This is a genomic window from Pseudoalteromonas sp. PAST1 (assembly GCF_021532515.1).
Classification (GTDB): Bacteria; Pseudomonadota; Gammaproteobacteria; order Enterobacterales; family Alteromonadaceae; genus Pseudoalteromonas; species Pseudoalteromonas simplex.
Window position 1 is genome coordinate 1 of record NZ_JAKGBH010000013.1, and the last position, 18,646, is coordinate 18,646.

The following is an 18,646-nucleotide window of genomic DNA, read 5'->3' on the forward strand; positions in this document are numbered from 1 at the left end:
GCGTGAAGTTTTGGAATATCGAGACCCGCACAACCTGCGCCAGAGAATGAAATCATCACGCCGCCATTGTTCGCACCCCAAGCAACTACGCCTGAATTTACATCATGACGGTAAAGGGTTGCTGACTTTTCATAGGTGAACATGCCACCTGAGTTATGGCGATAAGACCAGCTTAAATCATCCGATGTTAAGCGGTCGGCAGCCGTAGCAACCTCAGTATTAAGAAGGTGCATAAATTTAGTAATATCACCTTCAATCAATGAGTTAAGTGTTTTATAACGTTTGGTTTTTCTAACTACATTCTTGAAAAAGTGCGCCCGTTCTTCACTTGGAATAGCATCAACAGAGCCGTAATTACGGTAACGAGGGTTGTTTTCGAACAGCTGGTCATAGTAATAATCAGAGTCATAAACAACCGATTCGTTAACTTCTACGTCTAAATCATCAGTGGCTTGTTGGTCGAATAATTCAGCACAAAGCATTGCGTTATAAGCTTCTTTGTAGGAGCCAAAGTCACCTTTACCAAACGCAATTTTGGCGTCAAAGCGAAGACGGGCAATTTCGTCAGGACAAAAAACAACGGTTAAGTAGTCGATTTTGGTTAACTGTTTAGAAGTCTGGTTCATAGTCAAATGCTCCAGAGTCGAACAGTTCTTGCCAGTTTGAATCATCAACGTCGATGATTTCGAAAGGTTCTCCACTTGCATAGTCTATGCAAAAAGCCATAGCTTCAGCGCGTGACGAATACATAAGCGGGTGTTCAATTTTATTGAAACCTAACGCGTATTCCTCAATGCCAGCTATGTATTGGAGATAGAATTTCAAACTGTAATCCTTGTTAATATGTCAAACTGTCAATCTTGAATGTTTTCGCGAATCTAACATTCAGGTTTGACAGGTGTCAACTTTTTATTTATCAAGAATGACAGTTATAATTAAGTAAGTGAGGAGAACGCTATGAATTTTAGTTACGAACTAATTGAAAAATATAAAGAAGTTAAAGGTTACACTCAGGACAAACAAGTTATTTCAGATTTCACTGAATTTAACTCAGGTAATATGTCTCAAATTAAAAAAGGTAATCGTCATTTAACTGCGAACCAGTGCATCGCAATGGCTAATGCTGTTGGTATGGATCAAAAAGAAGCTTTACTAAAACTTGCTATCGAAAAATCAAAATCGAAGGAAGAAGGTAAGATCTGGTCGGATATTGTAAAAAAGATTAGTGCGGCATGTGTAGCGCTAACACTTGTTGCAGGACTAGCAAACGCTCCAACTGAGGACGCTTTTGCGTAATAACGGATAGCCCATAAATTACGTTATGTTAAATTACATAAAAATAATTAAAAGTGGGAGTTAGGTTGCTAACTAGCCCACTTTTAGAAGGGTTTTAAATAGCTTAATTTAACTCAGAATCTACCCAAAACTTTGTGCCTTTAAGTACAGCTTGTAGTGCAAGGCCATTTTCGGTTAAAGAGTAAACAGTTACTTGGTCTGCAATAGCTTCGGCAACTAAAGCGCCACCTTTATCTTCGTATTTTGCTGCTGCATCTGCATTTCCACCGAATGCCCAACCATGTTCAATAAAGCGATTTACTGCTGCTTGATTATGAAAAACCATCACAACATTAAAGTCTTTAACACCTAAACCTAAGCCTAAACCTGCTTCACCCATATTCATGTAAGTTGATTTACCGGTTAGGTTGTTTTTAACAACACCGTAACCACCGCCAAAGCTGGCTAAAACAACATTTACATTGGCATTATCAAAAACCGCGTAACCAGCAGAATTAGCAATTTGTTGTTTAACATCAGGTTTTTGAGCGTAAAGCTCACTTAATGTATTGTTTTTCATGCTTTGTACTAAAGCACGTTTTTCATCGGGAGATGCACTTCCTGTTGTAGCACAACCGGTTAAAATTGTAGTGATTAAAACTAAACTAATAGCGATAAACTTTTTCATACATATTCCTTGAATATTAGTATGGCAATCTAGTTAATGTTGCAAATACTATAGATATATTAAGTCCAATACTAGACAGTATCGGACTTTATGGTAATCTTATAACTAGCTATTTTACAAGATATTACATCATTATGCTCGTTGCTCTCGTCGATACACTAAAACAACTGCGTTACCAAATTGCCCATCTTGAAGATGATACTCTTGCAACAGAATATCCAGAACTTGAACACTTTATACATCAAGTTGGATTGACTGTTGCTGAATCAAAAAATGACTTAGCTTTTGTTTATCAGTTTTTATATGTGTATGGCCGAAAATCAGAAGCCACATTTAATCGTTTTCGAAATGAGCTTGAGCGTTTTTGTTTATGGTCATGGTTGGTTGCTGAAAAATCGGTATTTGATCTAAAACGTGAAGATATTGAAGCCTATGTTGATTTTATGGTTGAACCAGATTCAGCCTGGTTATCAAGTTCCGTGCAATGGCGTTATAAAGATGAACAAGGCATAAGACGACTAAATACAAATTGGCGCCCTTTCATCAATAAAGAAAATATTGCTAGCCAACAAACACTCGCAGCTATGTTTACAGCTTTAAATGTTTTTTATAAGTTCGCAATTTTAGAAGAAAAAACCTTTGCTAACTTTGTACCGGTTGTTAAAAAGAATAGCCCTTACTTAGTTGTGCAATCGCAAATTAAAATTCCCGATACACTTAGTGATATTCAATGGGAATATGTTTTTGGTGTTACTCGTGATTTATGTGAACAACAACCTGATTTAGAAAGAAATTTATTCACACTTGCTTGCTTAAAAGGATTGTACTTACGAATATCTGAGTTATCCGAGCGCCCTCAGTGGTCACCCGTTATGTCACATTTTTGGCAAGATAATGATGGTTTTTGGTTTCTAAGAATTATGGGTAAAGGCAATAAATTACGTGATGTTACCTTAAGTGAAGATTTTATATCATATCTAAAACGTTATAGGCTTTACCGTGGTTTACCTGCCCTGCCCCGCGTTGATGAAGCTGAGCCGTTAGTTCATAAAATTCGTGGTAAAGGTGGAATGACTGTTCGTCAAATTCGTCGTTTGGTTCAGCAAAGTTTTGATTTAGCAAAACAATCTCTTTTAGATGACGGCTTTAAAGATGATGCGGAACAACTTGAAGCGGCCACTGCTCACTGGTTAAGACATACCGGTGCAACACACGATGCCCAAACAAGACCTCTTAAACATTTATCTGAAGATTTAGGTCATGCAAAAATTGCTACGACAGATCAAATCTATATTCAAACAAATATAAAAGAACGTGCAAAGTCCGGAATAAAAAGGAAAGTGTAATGGAATATACAATACTGGCATCAGTTGGCTTAGCTTTATTATTTTATTCACTGACGATTCGGCAATTAGAGCGAACAGAAATTACCGGGCCAATGTTTTTTGTGTTGGTCGGAATTGCAATGTCTTACTTTTTGCCGAGTGAGTTTAAGTTAGGCGAAGCCGGACTCAGTGACATTTTACCTTTGGTTGAATTAACCTTAAGTATTTTTTTATTTACCGATGCCGCCAAATCAAAACTTCCCGTATTAAAACATAGTTATCAGTACCCTAGCCTGTTACTTTTTGTTGCTTTGCCGATGACATTACTGTTAGGTGTAGCTGGCGGGTTGTTTTTCTTTTCGGAGTTATCACTTTTTCAATCTGCTTTGATTGCGGTAATCTTAACGCCGACTGATGCCGCGCTTAGCAAAGGAATTTTAGAATGCACATCGGTTCCAGAGAAAGTTCGCGAAGGAATAAATACGGAAAGTGGTTTGAACGATGGCCTTTGCGTACCCATCTTTTTAATTTTACTTTTATTAGCTAAAAACCCAGAAAGTGCTGTAACGACAATTGATACTTTACTTGTTTTTGCAAGAGAGTTAGGTGTAGCACTTATTGTTGCAGGCGTGTCGATGGCCGTGTTTATTCCACTTTTAAAAATAGCATTAGCACGTCATTACTTTGCAAATAATAGCAGTCCATTTTTATTGATTGGCTTAGTCATGGCTATTTTCTCTTTAACACAAAATTTTCATGGCAGTGGCTTTATTGCTGTTTTTGTTTCGGGGCTTTTATTTGATTACTTAGCACCTAAAAAAATTCGTTCAACACTAGTTAAAGACTCTGAGCATATCGCTGAATTTGTTGCGCTACTAATTTGGTGTTTATTCGGTTTTGTATGTGGTCACTTAATTGTGAATGATATCACTTGGCCAATTGTTTTTTATGCATTATTAAGTGTGACGATTTTTAGAATTGTGCCGGTACTCCTTTCACTTATGTTTACTAATCTAAATTTCAAAGACAAATTTACTTTTGCGTGGTTTGGTCCTCGAGGTTTGGCGTCTATCGTTTTCACTTTAATGGTGATGGATACAGCAATTGAAAACAAAGAACAAATTGCCACAGTAACATTAACAACCATTTTATTTAGTGTGTTCATTCATGGCATGAGTACCAAGCCCATCGCAAAAAGTTACCAATAAAAAAGGCGCATTGAGCGCCTTTTTTATTTTTACAACTTAAAGTAGCTCTGCAATTAATTGCAGTGGATGCTTTGGTTTAAATTTTTCATAGCGCTTCACTTGGCTACGACAAGAAAAGCCAGTTGCTAAAATAGTTTCAGGCTCATTACTTGAAATAATTGGTTGCCAACTCATTTCATAAAGAGCCCGTGAATTTTCTTGGTTTTGTTTTTCATGGCCGTACGTTCCTGCCATACCACAACAACCCGTACTGGTAGTTTCAAGCTGTAAATTTAGATCAGCAAAAATGGTTTGCCAAACTTTAGATGCATTCGGCATTGCTGTTGTTTCAGTACAATGACTCAACAATTTAAATGGCGAACTCGTTGTAGTGGCAAGAGTAACTTGTTTAAAGTTTTGCGTTTTAAGCCATTCATGCGCAAGCTCAACTTTAAAATCTCCACGGTTCTCTTTTAAAATTGACACATATTCATCTCGGTAACACATAACCAAAGATGCATCGAGCCCAACTAAAGGAGCATTGATTTCACTGAGTGAATTTAAAAACTCAGCTGCATTTTTTGCTGTTGTTTTAAATTCATTTAAAAACCCTTTTACATGCTGTGCTTTACCATTAGGTTTAAATGGTAATAACATAGGTTTTTTGCCTAACGCTTTAATGACTTTAATAAAGCTTTCGACTAATTCGGCTTCGTAAAAACTCGTGAATGGATCTTGTACTATCAGTACATATTCTGCTTGTTGTTCTTTTGAAAGCGAATTAAGTAATTCAAAATTAAATTGCTGATCTTTTGAAATACGTTTAGAAAGTTGCGGTACGCTTAAACTTGGCGTATCAACATAACCAATGGTATTTTTAATTAATCCTGAAACAAGTTTTGTATTTACTATTGGATTTACCACTTTAGCAAATTTTGCCATAACCGGCGCAGTTTGTTCGATGCCTGCTACTAAATAATCTTTTGCTGGTCGAGCATAATAACTGTGGTAAAAATTTAAAAAGCGTGAGCGAAATGTTGGTACATCAACTTTTATTGGGCATGCAGTAGTACATGCTTTACAAGCTAAACATTCATCCATTGATTCTTTTACTTCATGAGAGAAATCATAAACGCCTTTTTTCTTATCGCGACTATGTTGATAGCGCTCCCACCAAGTGATCACTTCACCATTAACTAATTCTTTTTCGACATTGAGTAAATCAATATTTTCAGACTCTTGAAGGCGCAACCACTCGCGCATTAAACTTGCGCGACCTTTAGGTGAATAACGGCGGTCACCTGTTACTTTATAAGATGGACACATTGGTGATTTTTCATCGTAGTTAAAACATAGACCATTACCATTACAGGTCATCGCGTTATTAAATTCTGTTTTAACATCGATAGAAATTTCTTTGTCGAACCAGGCACGCTTTTGATCGTCAACAGAAACGAGTGAGTCTTTACTTTCAATTGGCGTACAGATTTTACCTGGGTTTACTCTGTTATTTGGATCAAATGCCGCTTTGATTTTTCTAAGTTGTGTAAATAAATGCTCGCCGAAAAATTCAGGGCCATATTCACTTCGATACCCTTTGCCATGCTCTCCCCACATCAAGCCGCCATATTTGGCAGTCAGTTTAACGACTTCATCTGAAATATGGCGAAGCAATTTTTCTTGTTCAGGGTCACACATATCGAGTGCAGGTCGTACGTGTAAAACACCAGCATCAACATGGCCAAACATACCATATTGAAGGTTGTGGTTATCGAGAAGTTCACGAAACTCGACTATAAAATCGGCTAAGTTTTCTGGTGGTACTGCAGTATCTTCAGCAAAAGCTAACGGTTTTTGACTGCCTTTTACATTTCCTAAAAGGCCTACTGACTTTTTACGCATTGCATAAATTTTTAATATATCAGCTTTGTCATTCGTTAACTGATAACCGATCACGCCATTAGTTTGTTTTTCAACACATTCATCGAGTAGCTTACAAAGAGTGTCTACTTTATCTTTAATGTCTTCTGGTGAAACCGCATTAAACTCAACCATGTTGAGCCCTTGCATATCTTTGTTTTCAACATCGGTTATTAAGTCCGATACTGAATGCCAAATGATATCTTCTCGAGCAAGGTTAAGTACTTTGCTATCGACTGTTTCTACAGAAGTTGCATTTGCTGCAACTAGAAAAGGTGAATGACGAAGTGCAGAATCAAAGCTATCGTATTTAATATTGATTAATGTTTTAAATTCAGCAATGGGCGTAATATTTAGTTTTGCTTCAGTAACTATACCTAATGAACCTTCGGAGCCAGTAATTAATCGGCTCATATCAAAGGTTTGTAAATCATCAGAAAAAATATGTTCTAAATCGTAGCCGGTCAGAAAACGGTTTAAACGTGGGAATTTTTCTAAAATAGCGTCTCGATTCTCAAGGCCAATATCAAGAACTGTTTTATATAACTTACCTACTGTCGTGTTTTGTTCAGCAATTACTTTTGCTTTTTCAATAGGCATAGGGGTTGTTGACATTTCAGTGCCATCAACAAGAAAAGTTGTTAGGCCTAAAACGTGATCACTTGTTTTGCCATAAACCAAAGAGCCTTGACCTGATGCATCTGTATTTATCATTCCACCGATTGTTGCACGGTTACTTGTTGATAAATCGGGCGCAAAGAAAAAACCGTAAGGACGCAAAAAGTCGTTTAATTGGTCTTTTATTACACCCGTTTGCACGCGCACCCAGTTTTCTTCGACATTGATTTCTAAAATTTCACGCATGTAGCGAGATAAATCAACAACTATACCTGGGGTTAGCGATTGACCATTAGTACCTGTACCACCTCCGCGTGGACCAAAAGTCAGTGATAAAAACGGATCACGAGAAGCAATTTGCATAGCAAGTTGTATGTCTTTTGCTGACTTTGGAAAGATGACACCTTGAGGTACCTGTTGGTAAACGCTGTTATCGGTTGATAAACTTAAACGTGTAGAAAAGCTTGCATCGGTATCACCACTAAAACCTTGTTTTTGTATTGTATCTAAGTAATTAGAAACGAGTTCTGTGGTGGCTTGTTGTTGGCTTATTGTTGCTATCATGACGGTGATAAATTAAGGCATTTTGCAAATTATATCATGCTAATAGCTAAGATAAATTGAAGATTTTACAGTTTGTAACACTCTTTTTATCGATTTCGGGGGCAATACTTTTATACTGTGTATTAAAGCAGCAAATGAGATAGTCAGATGAAAAAAATTGCATTAATCAGTTTAGGTGCCTTGTGCATGTTATTGGGTTTAGTTTTTGTTATTATTCCCGGACCGTCGCTGATCTTCTTTATTGCAGGACTTTTCTGTTTATCTTTTTACTATCCTAAAGCGCGTGATTATTTAACCTTGTGCCAAAAGGCTCTGACTAAGTCATGTGATTATATCGATAAAAAACTTGCTCGCTGATTCCTAATTGAGCTACAAAAATGCCAGCTAAGTGCTGGCATTTTTTATATCAGAATCTTTATTTTAGTTAAATAAAGTACTTAGTCGGCTAATTTCTTAGCAAGATATAACCAAGTTTCTAATACTGTATCTGGGTTTAGAGAAACAGAATCAATGCCCTGCTCAACTAACCAAGCTGCAAAGTCTTCATGATCTGAAGGACCTTGACCACAAATACCTACGTATTTGCCTTTTGCTTTAGCAGTTTGAATAGCCATTGATAATAGTTTCTTGATTGCAGGGTTACGCTCATCAAATAGATGCGCAATTAAACCTGAGTCACGGTCAAGACCTAATGTTAACTGAGTTAAGTCGTTTGAACCGATAGAGAAACCATCGAAATACTCTAAGAACTCATCTGCAAGTAACGCGTTTGATGGTAATTCACACATCATGATTACTTTCAGACCATTTTCGCCACGTTTAAGACCATGTTCTTCAAGTAATTCAATAACGCGCTTACCTTCTTCAAGCGTACGAACAAATGGGATCATGATTTCAATATTAGTCATACCCATTTCGTTGCGAACACGTTTAATCGCTTCACACTCTAACGCGAAACAGTCACGGAAATCTTCAGAGATATAACGTGCTGCACCACGGAAACCAATCATTGGGTTTTCTTCTTCCGGCTCATATTGCTGGCCGCCAACAAGGTTTGCATATTCGTTTGACTTAAAGTCAGACATACGAACAATGACACGCTCAGGTGCAAACGCACAACCTAGTGTTGCAATACCTTCAACAAGCTTAGAAATATAGAATTCTACAGGTGATTCATAACCTGCCATCATTTCTGAGATTTCAGCTTTTAGCTCGTCAGATTGCGCATCAAAATTAAGAAGTGCTTTAGGGTGAACACCAATCATTCGGTTGATTACGAATTCAACACGCGCAAGGCCAACACCGGCATGAGGTAAGCGAGCAAAGTCGAATGCACGATCAGGGTTACCTACGTTCATCATAACTTTCATTGGTAATTCTGGCATTTCATCAACACGTGAAGTAAGTACTTCGTAATCTAAAATACCTTCGTAGATATAACCTGTGTCACCTTCGGCACACGATACAGTTACATCTTGGCCTGCTTTAATTAAATCAGTTGCATTACCACAACCAACAACTGCAGGAATACCTAATTCACGAGCAATGATTGCCGCGTGACAAGTACGTCCACCACGGTTTGTAACAATCGCAGCGGCACGTTTCATGATTGGCTCCCAGTCTGGGTCAGTCATGTCAGTAACTAGAATGTCGCCTTGTTGTACTTTGTCCATTTCATCAATTGAATCTAGTACGCGTACAGTACCTGAACCAATCTTGTGACCAATTGCACGGCCTTCAGCAACAACTGTGCTTGTACCATTTAATTGGAAACGCTCCATAACGTTAGCGTCTTCGTTTGAACGAACTGTTTCTGGACGTGCTTGAACGATGTAAAGTTTACCGTCGTTGCCGTCTTTTGCCCACTCGATGTCCATTGGACGACCGTAGTGCTTTTCAATAATAACAGCTTGCTTTGCAAGTTCTTGAACTTCAGCATCTGTGATTGAGAATTTGTTTGAAAGTGACGAATCTACGTCAACAATTTCAACTTGCTTACCATGTGATTCATCCGCTGAGTAAATCATTTGGATTGCTTTTGAACCAATGTTACGGCGAACTACCGCTGGTTTACCGTTAGCAAGAGTTGGTTTATGAACATAAAATTCATCTGGGTTTACAGCACCCTGTACAACCATTTCACCAAGACCATAGCTTGAAGTTACAAATACAACATCTTCAAAGCCAGATTCAGTATCAATACTGAACATAACACCTGAAGCTGCTTTATCTGAACGAACCATGCGTTGGATACCAGCTGAAAGTGCAACACCACGGTGATCATAACCTTGGTGAACACGGTAAGAAATAGCGCGGTCATTAAATAGTGAGGCAAACACGTGTTTGATTGCAGTCATTACTGCATCAATACCACGTACGTTTAAAAACGTTTCTTGTTGTCCTGCGAATGAAGCGTCTGGCATGTCTTCTGCTGTAGCAGATGAGCGAACTGCAAATGAAACATCTTGTGATGCGTCGCCGTGTAGTTGGCTATATGCGTCGCGGATGGCTTGGTCTAGGTTAGGTTGGAATGGTGTATCGATAATCCATTGGCGGATTTCGGCACCGACTTTAGCGAGTGTATTTACATCATCCACATCCAATGTGTCTAAAATATCGTGGATTTTTGAGTTTAATCCAGATTGCTCTAGAAACTCATTGAATGCATCAGCGGTTGTAGCGAAACCACCTGGCACTTGAACACCAGCGTTAGCTAGGTTTGAGATCATTTCACCAAGTGAAGCGTTTTTACCGCCAACACGAGGAACATCTTGCATACCAAGCTCTTGATACCAGAGAACGTATTCTTGCACGGATCTTTCTCCATAAACAAATTGTAGTACTAACTGTGAGAGTTAAGAAAGAAAACCTTCTAAAAAGGTCGTAGTCATTCTACACTGGCAACAGACCTCACGTAAACCGTGAAGCCCCTATTTTGCAGATAAAGGTAATAAAAAGGTTAAATATGAGAACTGCATTTTATATTTCTGATGGAACAGCAATCACCTCTGAAGTCTTTGGTCATGCGACCTTATCTATGTTTCCTGTTGAGTTTAATCACAAAACAATTCCTTTTGTTGAAACAGAAAAAAAAGCAATTGAAGTTAAGAACTTAATTAATTCAACAGCGCAACGTGATGGAGAACAGCCACTCGTGTTTTTCACTTTTGTAAACCACGAGCTAAGTGAAATTATTAAATCGTCTTGCGCGGTGTGTTATGACTTTTTATCACAATACAGTGATAAAATTTCTCAAGAGTTAAAAGTTGCGCCAGTACCAAAGGTTCATAGAACGCATTCGATGCACGAGAAAAGTTATGATTTTCGTATTGATGCGGTTAACTATGCGTTGACCAATGATGATGGCGCTAACATTAAAAACTATGCTGAAGCCGACATTATTTTAGTAGGTGTTAGCAGAAGCGGTAAAACACCAACTAGTTTATACCTGGCATTACAATATGGTATCAAAGCGGCGAATTACCCGCTGACAGAAGATGATTTAGAAAGAGGCACCCTGCCTGAGTGTTTAAAAGCTTACAAACATAAACTTTTTGGTTTAACGATTGACCCTGTTCGCCTTGCCGATATTCGCCAGCGTCGTATGGCTAATTCAAAATATGCGTCTTTAAAACAGTGTCGTATCGAAGTGCGTGAAGTAGAAATGCTTTATAAAAAACAGAAGATTCAATTTTTAAATTCGACTCATCATTCAGTAGAAGAAATTTCTGCAAAGATTATATCTGATACTGGTCTTGAAAGACGTAAGTACTAACTTATTTTAGTATCGGACATTAAAGAAGGCTGCAATATGCAGCCTTTTTTGGATAACTTAGTGTTACTTACGTGCGTCTTTTAATAAATCAGCAACTAAGAAACCTAGTTCTAAAACTTGATCTGCATTTAGGCGTGGGTCGCACTGAGTGCGGTAGCGCTGTGCTAAATCTTCATCAGATAAGCCATATGCACCACCAGTACATTCAGTCACGTGCTGGCCAGTCATTTCAAGGTGAACACCACCTGGGTATGAACCTTCAGCTTTGTGTACTGCGAAGAACTGGCTAATTTCACGAAGAATATTATTAAAGCTACGTGTTTTATAACCTGAGCTCGCTTTCTCAGTATTACCATGCATTGGATCTGAGCTCCAAATAACTTTACGGCCTTCTTGTTGTACTTTACGTACTAGTGCCGGTAGTTTCTCTGGCAGTACATCAGCACCCATTCGCGTAATTAACGTTAAGCGACCTGGAATGTTATCTGGGTTAACTGCATCGATAAGTTTGATTAGCTCATCTGGGTCCATACCTGGCCCAACTTTCACACCAATTGGATTTTTAATACCTTTAAAGAATTCGATGTGTGCATGATCAAGTTGACGTGTACGTTCACCAATCCAAACAAAGTGTGCAGAACAATCGTACCAGTCACCTGATAAGTGGTCGCGGCGTGTTAGTGCTTCTTCGTAGCCTAATAATAATGCTTCGTGTGATGTAAATAAGTCTGTTTCTTTTAAGCTTGGTGCAACAGTTGAGTCGATACCGCACACTTCCATAAATTCAAGCGCATCTTGAATTCTGTCAGCTAGCTGTTGGTATTTCTCTTTAAGCGGATTTGCTGCAACAAAACCCATGTTCCAGCGGTTTACTTGATGTAAATCGGCTAAACCACCTTGCGCGAATGCGCGTAATAAATTTAGCGTTGCTGCACTGTGATGATATGCTGTCATCAAACGCTGTGGGTCGGGTACACGTGCTTGCTCAGTGAACTCGAAGTTATTGATGATATCACCACGGTACGAAGGCAGAGATACACCATCGATCGTTTCGTAATCTGATGAGCGAGGCTTAGCGTACTGACCTGCCATACGCGCAATTTTAACTACAGGGCATTTACCACCATAAGTTAAAACAACGGCCATTTGTAAAAGTGTTTTAAATGTATCGCGGATATTTGCTGCATTAAAGTCACTGAATGACTCTGCGCAATCACCACCCTGTAATAAGAAGGCTCTGCCTTCACATACAGCTTCTAGTTGTTTGTATAAGCTACGCGTCTCTTCGGCAAATACCAGAGGTGGTGCGCTTTTTAATTGCCCTTCAACTGATTTAAGGGCTTCTTGATCTGGGTACTCTGGCTGCTGAAGTATCGGCAGTTTTCTCCAGCTGTCTGGGTTCCACGATTGCATGTTGTTTCCTCATTCCTAACATAGACCATTTACGAAAACTAACTTATTGCACGTACTAAGTTCAAGGACAATATTCAGCTATTTACGATTATTTCGTTATTTGATAAACAGATTCGATATTAACTAGCAGTTACTTAGCATCTTTCCATTTTGAAACAGTGAGTTATAGAGCTTTTTTTGTTTTAACAATTAACCTAAAGGCCAAGAACACATCTTACCTAGATTAAGGCCTAGTGTAACCTCTGCTTTACACACTTATATTGAACAATTTATATCTAACATTGATCAAGTTGAAAACCTGTACTAAGTAGCACAAAAAAGAACACATCATACCTAAAGTAAATAAAAGGTAAGGTCAGCATTGAAAATAAATTTATCTATTAATTTTCAGAGGATAAGGTTAAAATTGAATAAACGTTAAGTAAGATGTGTTCCTATGAGTACAAAGTTAGAGATACGTAGTCAGTTTGATTTAGTCAGTGAATTGACTCATTTGTTTTGTGAAGAATTAAAAGAAGTGGGTTTTGATAAGGCTTCATATTATCAACTGCCAGATATCGATGTAAACGACGAAAAGAAAGTTCCTTCTTCAATTAGTGTACATAAAATTGAAGGCGATGATGCTCATAAATTAATTCTAAATTCCTTTGGTGATTTTTATAAAAAGTCAGGATTAAGTAGTCGAGTATTAAAAAGGCATCCAGGCTTATTAGTTTTAAAAGATGTCGATAAGCAACATTTCATTGCAAGGATAAATCAATTAAATAAAGCCAAAGCTGATTTTAAAAATAGTGTTATAGCTATCGATAATAATGATGCGAGGTTTGAAGCTGTTCACAATGCTGTTCCAAATCTCATTACCCTTGCAGCATATCGTAAGATCCATTTTGAAACTGAATCGCCCTACTCTGTTCGTTTTACTTGGATGCACAAACACGCAACTAAAACGCTAACAAAAAAAATGGCCTTAGCAATGTTGGATAAATCGGCTAGTTATTCTAACCCAAGAATGATCGACCAACACGCTTGGCAAGCGCTAGTTGCACAAGAGCAAAGTCGTGTTGCAAGTTTAGGTGATAAAGAAAAATTGCGAATTCGTAGACCAACAAGAGTTAGCCCACAAGTTAATGTAAGATATACAGCTAAAAATCGATATCATGTTAGTGCTGCTTTACCTTTTATTTTGATAAACCCAGAACCAGATGTAAAACTTGGTACATTAACTGATTATCAAAAACCTGAAAGCCACCCTCGAAAAAGAGAATATGATTTCTTAGTTGATAGACTTTACTTAGAACAAGTGACAGATTGATTATGTTAAAAAGGCCACATATGTGGCCTTTTGTACATAGTAAATAGTAAGTAAGTATAAAAGAAATTAGTCTTCGACTATTTCTTCAATTTTATCTTCATCGATTAATACCGCATTCTCAACAATGCGTTTCCCACCTTGAATTTCGATTCGTTTATTATGCTTATTAAGCGTAAGAATCTCATCACAAAATTGATCAGATGGATGCATTTCATATGTGTAATCAATAATATTACCCGTTTTGTCATCTTTGACATTGGTAATGTTATATTCAGAGATTGCACCTTTCTCAATTAAGTCTTTCATTGTCGTAGTCATATCACGACGCAAAGCTTTTAATTTATTCTCGGTAATTTCGTCTGTTGAATAAATAGAGCCATATTTTTCCATAATCGATAATAGTCGGAAATGGTAGGTCTTACCCGGTGCCGCATAACGCCATAAATGATATAAACGAAGCATCATCCAACGAGATAAACCACGTTTTAATTCTTGAGCACTATTAAAGTAGTAACCTTTGTATTCAAGGTTATCGATCATGTTATGAACGAAGGCATTCAAACAAGCCACACATTTTACGTTACCACCTTGACCTTTTTTTCCACTAAAATGAAGTGACGATAAAAAGTTCATGTTCGATTCGTAAAATGAGTCATCAATATCAGAGTTACGCGTATCTGTTGCTGAATATTTGAAAGAAAGTTTAGAACCTTGTAATGCTTCTAATGATTCTTTGATTTGCGGATAAGGCATTGACTGGCCAACCGCTTTCAGTTCTTGCGCTAATTCATTCATTGAAAAAACAACTGCGTATTGAATGCCAGACTTAAAATTGATTTTTACAATTTTACCTTTAGAGGCTAAACGAATTAAGGCACGTTCGACTTTTTCTTCTCGATCAGATGGCCAAACAAGATATTCAACATCTTCACCATCTTTTCTTGTGCTAACTACCGCAGGTGTAATTTTGATTTCGCCATCATAAAGAATGCCGTCTACTTTTTCAGAGATTCTTCTTGTGACGATGGTTTTCTTTGGTGCTTCTTCAACCGGAAGCTTCTTATGACCAGAACGGACAAAACGTCCCCATAAATCATAATGATTAAATGTATTTGAGTAAGCTCTCAAACCATGTGCAGCATTTTCAATTGAAACACGCACATCTTTGTTGTCTGTAAATAGTGCAAGACTTTCATTATCTATTGCACTTTCCACCCCGTGGATCTGCCCGCGTAATGTATCGGGTAAGTTATCTACCGAGATGTTGACCTTTCGGCTCATTGTTCTTATTTCCAATTTTTCTTCGACAGTTAATAACAACACATAAAACTTCAAAAGTTAAATGTTTAAGTTAGTATAAACTTGATCCGATCATAATTTATTTCTTCGGATCAGTTTTATACTAACTGTTTCGTAATTGCTGATTTTCAGATCAGATTTTTACTAAGTTATAGTTGATAGGTCGCAATTTTACTAACTCAGTTCAATTTATGTCCTGTTAATCACCTTTTTAAAGCAAATTAACACGACAAAAATTGCTTTTTTAAAACAGCATGTGGATAAACAGCTCTTTAGTTAGCATAGATCTGATCTGTACCAACTATAGATCAGATCCATACCAACTTATTGCGCATTTTAGTTATCCTCTCAGTGTATAACTTTATAATTTAGTTAGTAAAAGTTTGATCTACACAAGCATTTTTGTGTGTAAAGCAGTGACTAAGCTGTGCATAAGTCGAAAGCTCATTTTTTGCTTAGTAATATGCTGATCTGCGAGTCATTATAGATCTGATCTTTACCAAGTAAAAACACGATCTGGCTTTTTAGTAAATATTCAATAAAATCAGTGATATATTTCACTATTTTAGCATCTTAACCTTATATACCTATATACTTAACCGATATTAAACTTACTTATTTATACTTAGCATCAGTAAAGTTACAAATTTTTATTAAATGTCTTATAAATAAAAGGTATGTCGTCTTAAATACTTGTTTACAGCAATTTGAATGGACATTATACTTAAAGCATAACTTTGAGGAAGAAAGTATGTCTATCAATAATAATGCGCTAGCCACTTACAGGTTACTAAAAGCGACAGCAGAAGTTGCTGAAAAATCGCTAGAAGGACGTATTCAACATTATCGTGCCCATTTAAAGTCTGAAGAAAAAGAACTTCGTACTTACACGCAAAAAGCAGCCGCTGACTTATTAGGCTGTAATAATCGCACCTTGAAACGACGTCATGATAATGGTGACTTTGATGAACTAAATATCAAACGTGGTGCTAATGGTCACTACGCATATACCTTAGTAAATATATTTGCTATGGCTGATATCATGGATATAAAGCCAGATCACCGTACCGTTGATGATAAATTACAAGTTATCGTTATTAACTCATTAAAAGGTGGTTGTGGTAAAACGACCAGCATGGTGAACATAGCCGCTGCACTTGCTACTACCAACATTAAACGATACAGAATTGGTATTATTGACCTTGATCCACAAGGTTCTTCATCAAGCTTTTTCCCGCCTAGTGAACCAGATCCAATCACTGTGGGTGACTTAATGCGTGACTGTATTGAACTCGATGAAAACGAAACCTGGGATGAGTTAGTAACTAACTCTTTCTTAGCTACTCATATACCTAATATCCGTATATTGCCTTCAGGTATGGATGACTTTTATTTCGAGCATGAAACAGCAACTTTATTAAAAGATAGTTCTAGTTACGATAAAACACGCCACTATCATAAATTGCTCGAAAAAGTAATTGAACCGGTAAAAGATCAATTCGATATTATTCTAATTGATACAGCGCCTTCTCTTAACTTTATGTTTTATAATGCATTAATGGCTTCTACCTCGATGCTTATTCCAGTTCATCCTGAAGCTGTAGACTTTGATGCAAACAATAAATACTTAAAACGATTAGGCGAGATTTACCATACAGTTGCTGCGCTTGGCCACCAAGGTTGGGATTTCATGCAATTCTTAGTGACTAATTATGTTAAGGGTAACCATTCACAGCGCGATATCGTTAAAGATGTTCGTAGTGCATTTGGTCGTCAAGTAATGAGTTACCCAATCAATCATAGTTCAGCAATTACCGCCAGCTCATCTTCTTTTAATACTATTTTTGATCAAAAAACGTCAGACAGCTTAGCTAGTCGTGAGTCACTGCTTCGTGCGCAAGAAAATATCAAAGATGTGGTTGATGAACTAGAAATGTTGATCCGATCTAATTGGCAGTCAACTCAATCAACGCTAAATTCAGCTAAGTAAGGTAATTAATAAAAATGGCTAAAAAACGTAAAAATGATACCAGCTTAGACCCTTTTTCAACGTCTATCGAAAGCAGTAGTTTAGATGCTTTGCTAGAACAGGCTTCTGCTGGTGATGTTATCAGTATGCCTGCTCCAAGTGATCCTACTCGTCAAATTACTTTGGTGTGTAAGGTTATCCCAAGTTCAGAAATTGAAGCTAAAACAAAAGTTTATGGTAAAAACCGCCGTGTGCAATCATTATTAAATGAAAAGTCAGTTGCCGATATCCTACCTGCAATTGCCGAAGACGGTCGTAATCAGCACCCTGCGCTATGTTGGGATAAAGGTGACGAAATGCTTGTATTAGCAGGCTCTCGTCGTCGTAAAGCATGTATTTTAAGCAATTCTGATTACTTAGTTTTAAGCTCGGAAGACTTTACAGATCAAGATGCTAAAATACTTGCTGTATCATCTGATCAATACATTGCCCCGAGCCTATGGGAGCTTGGTCAAGCGTATCAACAAACCCGTGATGAGCTTATTGCTGAAGGTAAAAAAGGCTCTTATCGTGAGATTGCGGCAATTGAGGGGGTATCACACACAGCTATTGCTGATGCTATCAAAGCGTTTGAGAATCTACCTTCTGAGGTTTTAAGTCTTTACCCAACAGCAAATCATGTTGGCCGTGAAGTAGCTAAAAAGCTTATTAGTGCCAAAGAACGAGATGAGCAGTTGTTTACCAAGCTTGTAAATGACGTTAGTAGTGATAGCGAATTAGCGCAAATCAGCAGCGATGATAAACGCGCTCTGGCAATTACTAAGCTATTAACTGCTGAACCAGCAGCGCCTAGCCGTCGTGAAGCACTTATCGACAGTGAGTTTGTTAGCGTACAGCGTAATATTAAAAGCGGTGATTTATCTGTCAAAATCGATAATAAAGTGATGACAGACAAACGCTTAGAGCAGCTAACTAAATTGTTAAATAGCTTTAATTAGTTAGTAAAATAATGATCTCTCACGCTTTTACAGTTAGTAAAAGCGTGATCTCCCCTCCTCTTTCGTTAGTAAAATAGTGATCTTTGGTTGGCTAATTTGGTCATTCTTACACTCTCAGATCAGTTTTTTACCAACTAATCGCCCCTTTACAGTTCTGTTACCCTGTAAATTTGTTTGCTTAGTAAAAAATCGATCTGTAAAGCCCCTTCCTTGTTATTAACCTGTTTATATCTTGTGCGATTGTTGTTTGTTAAATGCTCAGTATGTCACTTTTCAACTTTGATTTTATTATAAAGCACTTTT

At 37.5% G+C, this 18,646-nt stretch carries 14 protein-coding genes and 1 pseudogene; 8 read left to right on the plus strand and 7 right to left on the minus strand.

Annotation, left to right across the window (positions count from 1 at the left end):
• Together L1272_RS08190 and L1272_RS08195 are read right to left on the minus strand one after the other, a co-directional pair.
• A pseudogene (locus L1272_RS08190) lies at positions 1 to 626 on the minus strand (hypothetical protein); the annotation flags it as partial.
• The gene (locus tag L1272_RS08195) at positions 610 to 825 is read right to left on the minus strand and encodes a hypothetical protein (protein ID WP_235373181.1); all 216 of its coding nucleotides are present in this window, start codon (positions 823 to 825) and stop codon (positions 610 to 612) included. The pseudogene L1272_RS08190 and the gene L1272_RS08195, both read right to left, overlap by 17 nt.
• A 132-nt stretch (positions 826 to 957) precedes the next feature.
• Between L1272_RS08195 and L1272_RS08200 the strand changes: the two genes are divergently transcribed.
• Positions 958 to 1,296: a DUF3693 domain-containing protein gene (locus tag L1272_RS08200; protein WP_054554905.1), complete on the plus strand. Its 339-nt coding sequence runs from the start codon at positions 958 to 960 to the stop codon at positions 1,294 to 1,296.
• Between the two features lie 103 nt (positions 1,297 to 1,399).
• Here L1272_RS08200 and L1272_RS08205 read toward each other — a convergent pair whose 3' ends face one another.
• A complete protein-coding gene (locus L1272_RS08205) occupies positions 1,400 to 1,963 on the minus strand; it encodes a YSC84-related protein (RefSeq protein ID WP_054553327.1) in 564 nt (187 codons plus the stop codon).
• Positions 1,964 to 2,097: 134 nt separating this feature from the next.
• On the opposite strand from L1272_RS08205, the gene L1272_RS08210 reads away from it, so the two are divergent.
• Both L1272_RS08210 and L1272_RS08215 read left to right on the plus strand, forming a co-directional pair.
• A complete protein-coding gene (locus L1272_RS08210; protein ID WP_194441132.1) occupies positions 2,098 to 3,309 on the plus strand; it encodes a tyrosine-type recombinase/integrase in 1,212 nt (403 codons plus the stop codon).
• Positions 3,309 to 4,496: a cation:proton antiporter gene (locus L1272_RS08215; protein WP_235373182.1), complete on the plus strand. Its 1,188-nt coding sequence runs from the start codon at positions 3,309 to 3,311 to the stop codon at positions 4,494 to 4,496. Before L1272_RS08210 ends, L1272_RS08215 begins: the two co-directional genes overlap by 1 nt.
• Positions 4,497 to 4,532: 36 nt before the next feature.
• Here the strand turns inward: L1272_RS08215 and ydiJ are convergent, their stop codons facing one another.
• Positions 4,533 to 7,577, minus strand: coding sequence for a D-2-hydroxyglutarate dehydrogenase YdiJ (gene ydiJ / locus L1272_RS08220; RefSeq protein WP_235373183.1), 3,045 nt, complete (start codon positions 7,575 to 7,577; stop codon positions 4,533 to 4,535).
• A 147-nt stretch (positions 7,578 to 7,724) separates the two neighbouring features.
• Between ydiJ and L1272_RS08225 the strand changes: the two genes are divergently transcribed.
• A complete protein-coding gene (locus tag L1272_RS08225; RefSeq protein ID WP_235373184.1) occupies positions 7,725 to 7,934 on the plus strand; it encodes a PGPGW domain-containing protein in 210 nt (69 codons plus the stop codon).
• Between the two features lie 80 nt (positions 7,935 to 8,014).
• Here L1272_RS08225 and ppsA read toward each other — a convergent pair whose 3' ends face one another.
• Entirely contained in the window at positions 8,015 to 10,390 is a 2,376-nt protein-coding gene (ppsA, locus tag L1272_RS08230) for a phosphoenolpyruvate synthase (RefSeq protein ID WP_138617233.1), read from the minus strand.
• Between the two features lie 152 nt (positions 10,391 to 10,542).
• Between ppsA and ppsR the strand changes: the two genes are divergently transcribed.
• Positions 10,543 to 11,352 carry a posphoenolpyruvate synthetase regulatory kinase/phosphorylase PpsR gene (gene ppsR / locus L1272_RS08235; RefSeq protein ID WP_054553333.1) on the plus strand — a complete coding sequence of 270 codons (810 nt, stop codon included), beginning with the start codon at positions 10,543 to 10,545 and terminating at the stop codon, positions 11,350 to 11,352.
• 63 nt (positions 11,353 to 11,415) lie between these two features.
• Here the strand turns inward: ppsR and L1272_RS08240 are convergent, their stop codons facing one another.
• Positions 11,416 to 12,765 (minus strand): class II 3-deoxy-7-phosphoheptulonate synthase, encoded by a 1,350-nt coding sequence (locus L1272_RS08240; protein WP_054563102.1) that lies wholly within the window; start codon positions 12,763 to 12,765, stop codon positions 11,416 to 11,418.
• Between the two features lie 436 nt (positions 12,766 to 13,201).
• Between L1272_RS08240 and L1272_RS08245 the strand changes: the two genes are divergently transcribed.
• Positions 13,202 to 14,077, plus strand: coding sequence for a DNA replication terminus site-binding protein (locus L1272_RS08245; RefSeq protein ID WP_054553335.1), 876 nt, complete (start codon positions 13,202 to 13,204; stop codon positions 14,075 to 14,077).
• Positions 14,078 to 14,143: 66 nt separating this feature from the next.
• On the opposite strand, the gene L1272_RS08250 is transcribed toward L1272_RS08245, so the two are convergent.
• Positions 14,144 to 15,358: a hypothetical protein gene (locus L1272_RS08250; protein ID WP_054553336.1), complete on the minus strand. Its 1,215-nt coding sequence runs from the start codon at positions 15,356 to 15,358 to the stop codon at positions 14,144 to 14,146.
• A gap of 769 nt (positions 15,359 to 16,127) precedes the next feature.
• Here L1272_RS08250 and L1272_RS08255 point away from each other — a divergent pair.
• Together L1272_RS08255 and L1272_RS08260 are read left to right on the plus strand one after the other, a co-directional pair.
• On the plus strand, positions 16,128 to 17,366 hold the full coding sequence (locus tag L1272_RS08255; protein WP_199528876.1) for an AAA family ATPase: 1,239 nt from the start codon (positions 16,128 to 16,130) through the stop codon (positions 17,364 to 17,366).
• 14 nt (positions 17,367 to 17,380) lie between these two features.
• Entirely contained in the window at positions 17,381 to 18,343 is a 963-nt protein-coding gene (locus tag L1272_RS08260; protein ID WP_194441136.1) for a transcriptional regulator, read from the plus strand.
• Positions 18,344 to 18,646: the final 303 nt, after the last annotated feature.